This window comes from Bacillus sp. JJ1773 (genome assembly GCF_036962035.1).
Lineage (GTDB): Bacteria > Bacillota > Bacilli > Bacillales > Cytobacillaceae > Cytobacillus.
In genome coordinates, this window is the sequence record NZ_JBALNX010000122.1 from 1 (window position 1) to 4,280 (window position 4,280).

Annotated in this window: 5 protein-coding genes; 4 read left to right on the forward strand and 1 reads right to left on the reverse strand. The window is 35.0% G+C overall.

The features are described from left to right. From V7127_RS24570 to V7127_RS24585, 4 genes are all read left to right on the forward strand, one after another. Positions 1 to 438, forward strand: a 438-nt coding sequence (locus V7127_RS24570; RefSeq protein WP_335490740.1) for a MaoC family dehydratase, incomplete at its 5' end; no start/stop codon positions are given. A 22-nt stretch (positions 439 to 460) separates the two neighbouring features. After that, positions 461 to 1,243, forward strand: a complete 783-nt coding sequence (locus V7127_RS24575; RefSeq protein ID WP_335490743.1) for an enoyl-CoA hydratase/isomerase family protein — start codon at positions 461 to 463, stop codon at positions 1,241 to 1,243. 18 nt (positions 1,244 to 1,261) lie between these two features. Continuing rightward, the gene (locus tag V7127_RS24580; protein WP_335490746.1) at positions 1,262 to 2,443 is read left to right on the forward strand and encodes a CaiB/BaiF CoA transferase family protein; all 1,182 of its coding nucleotides are present in this window, start codon (positions 1,262 to 1,264) and stop codon (positions 2,441 to 2,443) included. Positions 2,444 to 2,502: 59 nt separating this feature from the next. Further along, positions 2,503 to 3,075 (forward strand): hypothetical protein, encoded by a 573-nt coding sequence (locus V7127_RS24585; protein WP_335490749.1) that lies wholly within the window; start codon positions 2,503 to 2,505, stop codon positions 3,073 to 3,075. A 104-nt stretch (positions 3,076 to 3,179) separates the two neighbouring features. On the opposite strand, the gene V7127_RS24590 is transcribed toward V7127_RS24585, so the two are convergent. Further along, positions 3,180 to 4,100, reverse strand: coding sequence for a LysR family transcriptional regulator (locus tag V7127_RS24590; RefSeq protein WP_335490752.1), 921 nt, complete (start codon positions 4,098 to 4,100; stop codon positions 3,180 to 3,182). Between the last annotated feature and the right edge of the window lie 180 nt (positions 4,101 to 4,280).

Consider the following 4,280-nt stretch of genomic DNA (forward strand, 5'->3'; position numbering starts at 1 on the left):
ATCTACGCATTTATGGGATTTACTATAATAAAAAATATCTCGATTAAGAATTACCTGAAAGGTAGGGATAAGCATTTGAATGAAACAAAATATGTAAGTAAGCCATATAAAGTTACACAAGAATTTATCAATAAGTTTGCTAAGGCCAGCGGGGGATATGGGAAAATACATGTTGACCCTGAACATGCAAAAAACACAAAATTCAAAGGAACATTGGCACATGGTTTCCATCTATTATCTTTGATAGAAAAAGAATTAACAGTTCTATTACCAAGATCGAAGAGTATAGGCTTGCTGGAAGTAAAATTTATCAAACCTGTTAAAGTCGAGCAGAGCATAAAGGTTTGCTGTGAACAAGATAGCAAAGAAAATCAATTAATCGTTTCAATCATAAACGAGAATAATGAGATTGCTGTAATCGGAACCGCATTCATATAAATTTTACTGGAAGGAAATCAGAATGAAACATTCCTATATTGTTAAACAGGAGTATTTTAAGGAGAGAAATATTTTAGTGCTTTCATTAAACCGATCAAAACAGCTTAATGCGATAAATAGAGATTTACTTATGGAATTGCGAAGCCATTTGGAAGACATTCAAGAGCATCGTCAATTAGATGTCCTCATTATTTCTAGTGAATTATCAAAGTCTTTTAGCACTGGAATAGATGTGGGATATGTTCGAGGTTTATCAAATGAGGAAGCAGCAGACTTTTTCTCCGATTTGGCAGATACCTTTGAAATGGTCATGAAATTACCATGCATTACAATTGCTGCGGTTAGCGGCTATGCATATGGAGCTGGAGCAGATCTTGCTTTATCATGTGACCTGAGAATTGGAAGCGCTTCCTCTCGTTTTAGTTTCCCTGGTCCCCAATTTGGCTTAATTTTAGGAACACAGCGTTTAATGAAAGAAACAGGGTCTGCTATAACTCGTCATTTAGTATTATCAGGACAAGTTATAGATTCTAATCAAGCATTGCAATATGGTTTAATACACGAGATTTGTGAGAATACCACTTGCTTTGAAACAGCCATTATACGGGCTAACCACATATCACTTATCCCTAATCACGCTCAGAAATTAGTTAAGGCTATTTGTTCAAATGATCAGAATTCGCATAACAAAATAGCGTCACCAGTGTCATTAGCAAGAAACTCAGTTTTAGAAGGTGATTTTCAAGAAAGATTTTCACATTATATAGAGAGAGTGAAGATAAGAAAGAAAAAAGCTGAAGAATAAAAAAAGGAAGGGTTGCCTATGCAAAATATTAATATTGAGCCGCCTCTCTTAGGGTTAAAGGTAATCGAAATTGGCCAGATTGCAGCAGGACCTTTTGCAGGAATGCTTTTGGCGGACCTTGGAGCAGATGTGGTAAAAATAGAGCGGCCAGATGGCGGAGATGGCATGAGATCATGGCCTCCCTTAATTAAAAGTGAAGAAGGGGAATCATATAGCGGGAATTTTGCTTCATTAAACCGCAACAAACGCAGTATAACCATTGACTTTAATGACTCTGTTCAATTAGAAAAATTGAAGGAATTATGTGTTGAGGCTGATGTCTTAATAGAAAACTATCGGCCTGGTGTTCTAAAAAAATATAGACTTGACTATGAAAACATTATAACGATTAATCCCAAATTAGTATATTGTTCTATTTCTGGATATGGTCAAACAGGACCATACGCGAAAAAGGGGGCATTTGATGTAACTGTTCAGGCTATTAGCGGGCTTATGAGTGTTACAGGTGAAGAAACCGGACCCCCGGTGAAATGCGGTGTTCCAGTTGGTGATTTTGTTACTGCATTATATGGAGCTTATAGCATAATGGCCGCACTATCTAAAGTCAGCCGCACGAATCAGGGGGTTCATATTGACTGCTCTATGTTAGGGAGTCTTTTGGGAATTTCAGCACTTCAGACTAGTGAATATCATGGTACAGGAGAATCTCCAAAACGTTTAGGCTCAGCTCACCCAAGAAATGCGCCTTATCAAGGGTATAATGCCATTGATAAGCCTTTCGTCATTGCAGCTGGCAACGATAAATTATGGAGTGCTGTCTGTGAAATTGTAGAGATGCCAGAGCTAGAAATGGATGAAAGATTTACTTCACAGATTTTGAGAGCAAAAAATCAAAAGGAACTTACTACTATTCTGCAGCGTGTTTTTTCTACAGGCACTTTAGCAGAATGGCTGGAGAAATTTGATCGAAAAGGAGTTCCTTGCGCACCAATAAATTCATTTGAAGATGTACTTAACGATCCGCATGTACAAGAAATGGAACTCATTGAAGAAATCCAACTTCCCAATGGTTTACTGACAAAGGATATTGGTTTTCCTATACAGATGAGCAATTTTGCTTTTAAAATTTCCAAAAACCCTCCAAAACTTGGCGAGCATAATCATGAAGTTTTTAATGATTGGCTTACTTCTAAAGTGTAGATGAAATGATTAATTATTAAAAAACGCTTTAAAAAAGAACGAAACAGGGAGGTATTGCATTGAATTCTATAAAAATGCATCCTGAACTTATTAAATTTATTGAATATATTGATATGCTGGTAAAAAACAAAAAAGAAACCGAAGTAAGTATTACTCAAAAAGTCGCTGTGAGAATGAAAGAAATAATGTTTAAGGATGAAGTGATTCCTGAGATATATAGGAAACCAAATCCGAATAAGTATACTTTGTACCCGGTCTATGTAGCTCCCGATAACAGTTTTTCGATAGCCTCAGCCGTTTGGGATGTTGGACAATCAACACCTATCCATAACCATGGAACATGGGGAGTAATTGGAATTGTACAAGGCGGTGAACACGAGATTCATTACGAGGTAACCTCAGGAGCCGCTCCTGTAAAAATCAGTGAACAGACATTGGAAAAAGGTGATGTAGTTGTTTGCTGTACTTCAGATCAAGATATTCATAAAGTATCATGTGCTACAAAGGAACCGTGTGTAGGTATTCATGTTTATGGTGGAAATATTGGTGAAATCGAACGTCGAGTTTTTGATCCCCTAACCGGAGTTGATACAATGGTTGTTACAGCTTGGGATGCTGTACCTAATGAATAAAAAAGAAAGAGACCATTTCCTCATTAATAATTGTATTTTTGGATGGTCTCTTAGATTTTTTTCTAAATTATATTATTTTTAAATAGAAGGCAGCAATCCAAAAACTATCTATTGATTATTTCTTTCACATCAAATTTTAACAGGGTTTCAATAAAATTTTTGAGATACTCAGGAGCATAACGTTTCCGATTATAAAACACACAAGGATCCGGCTTTATTTCAACATCTTCGAACGATAAAAAACTTATTCCTTCCCTTTCATGTGCAGACCAAGTATCAATGTAAAATTTCGGGATTATTGATATTCCAATACCTAATCGTACTAATTCTCTTGTAGATTCATTGTTCTCAGTTGAAAAAATAATATTATCTTTAAACTCTTCACCAAATATCGAGATAATATATTCTCTAATTACGCCAGCCCGATATAATATAAACTGTTCATTTGAAAGATCATGGATTGATATTTTACTTTTTGAAGATAATGGATGATTTGAAGAAATAATGGCGATATATTCGTCGTGAAACAATGTCTTATATTCGATGTCATTTACATCCATGACTTGCTTTGTTTTATTATTGACAGGTGCAACAACAATATCCAATTGCTTATTTATTAATAAATCACTTAATTCCAGCACTCCTCCTTCCACAACATTAAGCTTTACTTTTGGATATAGCTGGTGGAAAGTTTCGAATAATCTTGGTAAATATCTAATTGCTGTTAATGGACCTATTCCCAGATGGATTTGACCGCTAAGCGGATTAGATATTTCTCTGATACGTTGCTCGAGAATTTTAACTGAAAAGAGGATATTTTGTATTTCTGGAAGAAGCACTTCACCTTCTTTAGTGAGTTTAAGTATTCTCCCGTTTTTTTCAAAAAAAGGAAAACCTATTTCTTCCTCAAATTTTCGCAGCTGTTGACTAATTGTAGGTTCTGTAATGAATAGCTTACGTGCTGCTTCTCTCATTGTTCCACTATTTACAACTTGATCAATATATTCAAATTGACGAAGATTCATAGATTATCACTCCTGTAAACTGATATAGCGGGGATATTTCTGTGAATGCATATAATTTAATTATGTTATTGTGAATATACTTCAAAAAAGAATTTTAGCTTTTGAAGATTAAATATCTGAAAGAAAATATTTATTTTCTTAATTTTCAAATTTATCAAGATAATTGTACCATGTTATTCC

What these genes read in the sequence shown, in the direction of transcription:
- V7127_RS24575 (WP_335490743.1), top strand. Translation starts at nt 461, where the DNA reads ATGAAACATTCCTATATTGTTAAACAGGAGTATTTTAAGGAGAGAAAT.
- V7127_RS24580 (WP_335490746.1), top strand. Translation starts at nt 1,262, where the DNA reads ATGCAAAATATTAATATTGAGCCGCCTCTCTTAGGGTTAAAGGTAATC.
- V7127_RS24590 (WP_335490752.1), bottom strand. Translation starts at nt 4,100, where the DNA reads ATGAATCTTCGTCAATTTGAATATATTGATCAAGTTGTAAATAGTGGA.